Source organism: Azonexus sp. (genome assembly GCF_036170495.1).
Classification (GTDB): Bacteria; Pseudomonadota; Gammaproteobacteria; order Burkholderiales; family Rhodocyclaceae; genus Azonexus.
Genome location: NZ_JAVHPH010000185.1, coordinates 1 through 4,176, shown reverse-complemented (window position 1 = coordinate 4,176; position 4,176 = coordinate 1). Strand labels below are relative to the sequence as shown.

Here is a 4,176-nt window from a genome sequence, read left to right as displayed (position 1 = left end):
CAGGTTCAGCCAGCAGTTTAGCCGCGATCAGGCCGTTGATGGTGCCGAAAACCAGTGCCGCGGCGGCGAAGACCGGGGTGAGCAGAAAGACGCCGTCGTGCGGGATGAGCCAGACGCGGGCGAGCAGCAGCTGGCCGCCGATGTGGGCGAAGGCGGCGAGGATGGACAGGCTGACCGGGCCGAACCAGCGGGCCGGCAGATGGCGGGCGAGGCCGAGGGTGAGCAGGCTGAGCGTCGTCCCGGTGAGCGACAGGAAGAAGCCGGGGGCGAGGAAGAAGCCGAGCAGCAGGCTGCCGGCCAAAACCCGCAGGGCGCTGACCCAGACGGCCGTACCCCAGCCGTAGCGGGCCAGCACGACGAGCGTGACGATGTTGGCCAGCCCCGGCTTGACGCCGGGCAACGGCGAGGGGATGGCGGCGTCGACCAGCGACAGGCCGACGGCCGCCGTGGCCAGCCAGGCGACGCGGCGGTCTTCGGCGGTGACGGTGAGTTGAGTCACCTCGGGCCGCGGCCCGGGGTCTCCTCGCCACGAGTTGGGTGCGCCTTCGGCGCCAGCGCCGGCTGTCTCGCTCGCCTCGCCATGCATGGCAGCGGCTGCGCCAGACGCGTGGTCAATAACTGATCGAGTCATAGATCTTGGTCCGCCCGGCGATCTGGACGCTGACGCGGTTGGGGGCGCAGATGGCGATTTCGCCGGGGCGCATGAGCCAGCCCTGCTTGACGCAATATTGGCGCGGGCTGGGGTCGGAAACGACACGGGCGCGGCCCGGTTCGACGGCGATCAGCGTGGTGCCGAGCGGGCCGGCGACTGCGTATTGCTTGCGCGCTTTGAGGTCGACCTCGGCGAAGACGCGGCCTTCCTGGCGGATGATGGCGCGGTCGGCCAGGCCGCCCTGCCAGAAAACCGGGATGCTGGCGCCGACCAGAAGTGCGCTGACCAGCATGATCAGCCCGTCGCCGGGGCGGATCAGCGCCAGCCAGGACATGGCCGGCACGGGGATATTTCAATTTTGGCCATTTTTTCCGGTTGACCGTGGCATATCAGCCAGCAGCACCCTCAGCCGCCGGCCAGTGTGCGGTGGCGGACGAGGACGCGGATACCATCGGAAAACTGCCGGGCCAGCCATTCGGCCAGGTAAACCGAGCGGTGCTGGCCGCCCGTGCAGCCGATGGCGACGGTCAGGTAATTGCGGTTGTCGCGGATGAAGCTGGGTAGCCAGGTGGCGATAAAACGGTGGATGTCCTCACGCATCAGGGTGACCTCACCTTGCCCCTCGAGGAAGTCGATGACGGGTTGATCGCGGCCGGTCAGGCCGCGCAGTTCGGGGTCGTAATGCGGATTGGGCAGGCAGCGCACGTCGAAAACGAAATCGGCGTCGAGCGGTATGCCATGCTTGAAGCCGAAGGATTCGAACATCAGCGTCAGGCCCTGGCCCGGTTCGACCTCGATGAACTGGCGCACCCATTCGCGCAGGCCGGCCGCCTTCATGCCGCTCGTGTCGATGCGGTGGCCGAGGGTGGATATCGGTTCGAGCAAGGTCCGTTCGGCCCGAATGGCTTCGATCAGTGTCTGCTTGGTGGTGGCCAGCGGGTGGCGACGGCGGGATTCGGAGTAGCGCTTGAGCAGCGTTTCCTCGTTTGAAAAAAGAAACAGGAAAGTCGCCTCGATACCGGCTTCCTTGAGGGTTTCGAGCTTTTCCGGGACGAGGTCGATGCCGTGCCCGGAACGGCCGTCGATGGCCACCGCCACTTTCTGCACGCCTTCATCGTTCAACATGCGGGCGAGAAAGGTCAGCATGACCACCGGCAGGTTGTCGACGCAGTAGTAGCCGGCGTCCTCGAGAAGGTTCAGGGCGACGGATTTGCCCGAGCCGGAGAGGCCGCTGATGAGAATGAGTTTCATGGAAGCAGAGCATAATCAAGGCGGCGCCCCGTATCAACCCGCGGCATAATATAAAAAAGAGGAGACGATCATGCCCTTGCTCGACCTGCCATTCCTGGCCGAACTGACCGCGCTGCGCCGCGACATCCATGCCCACCCCGAGCTGGCTTTCGATGAGAAGCGGACCGCCGACATCGTCGCGCGCGAACTGGAACGCTACGGCCTCGAAGTCCATCGCGGCATCGCCAAAACCGGCGTCGTTGGCGTTTTGCGGGCCGGCACCTCAACCAAAATGGTCGGCCTGCGCGCCGACATGGACGCGCTGCCGCTGGGCGAAATGAACGAATTTCCGCATCACTCGAAGCATCACGGAAAAATGCACGCCTGCGGCCATGACGGCCACACCGCCATGCTCCTGGGGGCCGCCCGCCATCTGGCGCAGCACCCCGATTTCGACGGCATCGCCGTCTTCATCTTCCAGCCGGCCGAGGAATCCGAAGGCGGCGCCGCGGTGATGATCGAGGGCGGCCTGTTCGAGCGCTTCCCGGTCGAGGCGGTGTTCGGCCTGCACAACTGGCCGGGCATCCCGGTCGGCGAAATGGCCGTCATGCCCGGGCCGGTCATGGCTGGCACCTGCGCCTTTGAAATCATCGTGCGCGGCCACGGCTGCCATGCGGCGATGCCGCATCAGGGCGTCGACTCCATCGTCGCCGGGGCGCAATTGGTGCAGGCGCTGCAGACCGTCGTCAGCCGGACGCTGCACCCCTGCGAATCGGCCGTCGTCAGCGTCACCCAGTTTCATGCCGGCGAGGCGTGGAACATCATTCCCGAAGAAGTCGTCTTGCGCGGCACCATCCGCAGCTTCAAGCCGGCGGTTCAGGAGGGGGTCGAGCGGGCCATCGAGCGGCTGTGCAGCGGCGTTGCTGCCGCTAACGGGGCGCAGATCAGCGTCCAGTTCGACCATCGCTACCCGCCGACGGTCAACAGCGCCAACGAGGCCAAATTCTGCCGCCAGGTCGCCAACGAGGTGTTTAAGCCGGAACGCGTGCTGACCGACATCCTGCCTTCGATGGGCGCCGAGGATTTCGCCTACATGCTCAACGAAAAGCCGGGCTGCTACGTCTGGCTCGGCAACGGCCCGGGTACCGGCGGCTGCACGCTGCATAACCCGCACTACGATTTCAACGACGACTTGCTGACCCTCGGCGCCAGTTACTGGGTGCGCCTCGTCCAGCGTTATCTGCCGGCCGCTTAGCCGGCCATCATCATCCCGTCCACCAGACGGATGGCGCTCACGAGCAGCAGTTCGCGCTCGACGCCGGCGACCAGGCGCTCGTCGGACAGGTTCAGGAAGCGCTTGTTGACGTCGACGGCGAAGGGCAGCGCGAGCACGAAGGCGGGGAAGTCGGCCTTCGGCAACCGGCGTTTTTCCATCATGGCAAAGGAAACGATGACCTTGATGGCATGCCAGGCCAGTTGCCCGATATTGCTGCGGAAATTGCCGAGGCGCCGGAAAGCGCGCTCAAAAGCCGCGTCGACCGTGGCAAACGGGGCGCCGTGGCCAGGAATGACGATGTCGATGGGCAGCCGGGCGAGCATTTCCAGGGTTTCCTGCGTGCTGGCCAGGCCGTCGGCTTCGCCGAGCAATTCCGGGAAAATCACGCCGAAACCGTTTTCCCAGAGCGCGTCGCCGGAAATCAGGATGCGCTTTTCCGGGTTGTAATAGGCCAGCGCCTCCATGTCGTGACCGGGGACGGCCAGCGCCTGCCAGTTCAGGCCGCCCATTTCGATCTCGTCATTGGCGTCGATCAGCCGGTCGTGCTGGAAGCGGGCGCCTTGCTGGCCGAGCGGCGAGAGGAGCAGGGCGTCACGGTCCCACTCGGCAATGGCGGCGTGCAGGCCGGCCGGAACGATGATCTCGCAGTCGAAAGCGGCCTTGAGCGCGGCGTTGCCGCCGACGTGGTCGGAATGCGAGTGGGTGTTGATCAGCCGGCTCAGTGTTCGGCCCGCGAGCGCGTGATCGACCAGATCGACGGTCTGTTCGGCCTGCGTGACGTAGCCGCTATCGACCAGCGTGGCCTGATCGCCGTCGAAAAACAGGACGTTGTTGGCCGACAGCCAGCCGCGTTCGAGGACGAGCAGGCTGGCCGGGAGATCAAGGCTCATTCCGGTTTTTCCGGGCTGCCGTCAGGATTGGCCGGTGGCGTCGTCGTTGGCACGGCCAGTTCGGCGACGATGCCCGGCGCGCTCAGCGGCGGCCGGCCGCAGCCGAGGCAGTAGCCGGAATCGGGGTC

General features: G+C 65.9%; 5 protein-coding genes. 1 reads left to right on the top strand and 4 read right to left on the bottom strand.

What is annotated here, in order from left to right; genetic code table 11:
- From ADADOO_RS06300 to rapZ, 3 genes are all read right to left on the bottom strand, one after another.
- On the bottom strand, positions 1-454 hold a 454-nt coding region (locus ADADOO_RS06300), incomplete at its 3' end, for a Gx transporter family protein (protein WP_511275960.1).
- A gap of 157 nt (positions 455-611) precedes the next feature.
- Positions 612-986: a NusG domain II-containing protein gene (locus ADADOO_RS06295; protein ID WP_511275958.1), complete on the bottom strand. Its 375-nt coding sequence runs from the start codon at positions 984-986 to the stop codon at positions 612-614.
- A gap of 71 nt (positions 987-1,057) precedes the next feature.
- Positions 1,058-1,903, bottom strand: a complete 846-nt coding sequence (gene rapZ, locus ADADOO_RS06290) for an RNase adapter RapZ (protein ID WP_511275957.1) — start codon at positions 1,901-1,903, stop codon at positions 1,058-1,060.
- A gap of 70 nt (positions 1,904-1,973) precedes the next feature.
- On the opposite strand from rapZ, the gene ADADOO_RS06285 reads away from it, so the two are divergent.
- Positions 1,974-3,137 carry a M20 aminoacylase family protein gene (locus tag ADADOO_RS06285; RefSeq protein WP_511275955.1) on the top strand — a complete coding sequence of 388 codons (1,164 nt, stop codon included), beginning with the start codon at positions 1,974-1,976 and terminating at the stop codon, positions 3,135-3,137.
- Here the strand turns inward: ADADOO_RS06285 and ADADOO_RS06280 are convergent.
- Positions 3,134-4,048, bottom strand: a complete 915-nt coding sequence (locus tag ADADOO_RS06280) for an MBL fold metallo-hydrolase (protein ID WP_511275953.1) — start codon at positions 4,046-4,048, stop codon at positions 3,134-3,136. The genes ADADOO_RS06285 and ADADOO_RS06280 overlap by 4 nt on opposite strands.
- Positions 4,049-4,176: the final 128 nt, after the last annotated feature.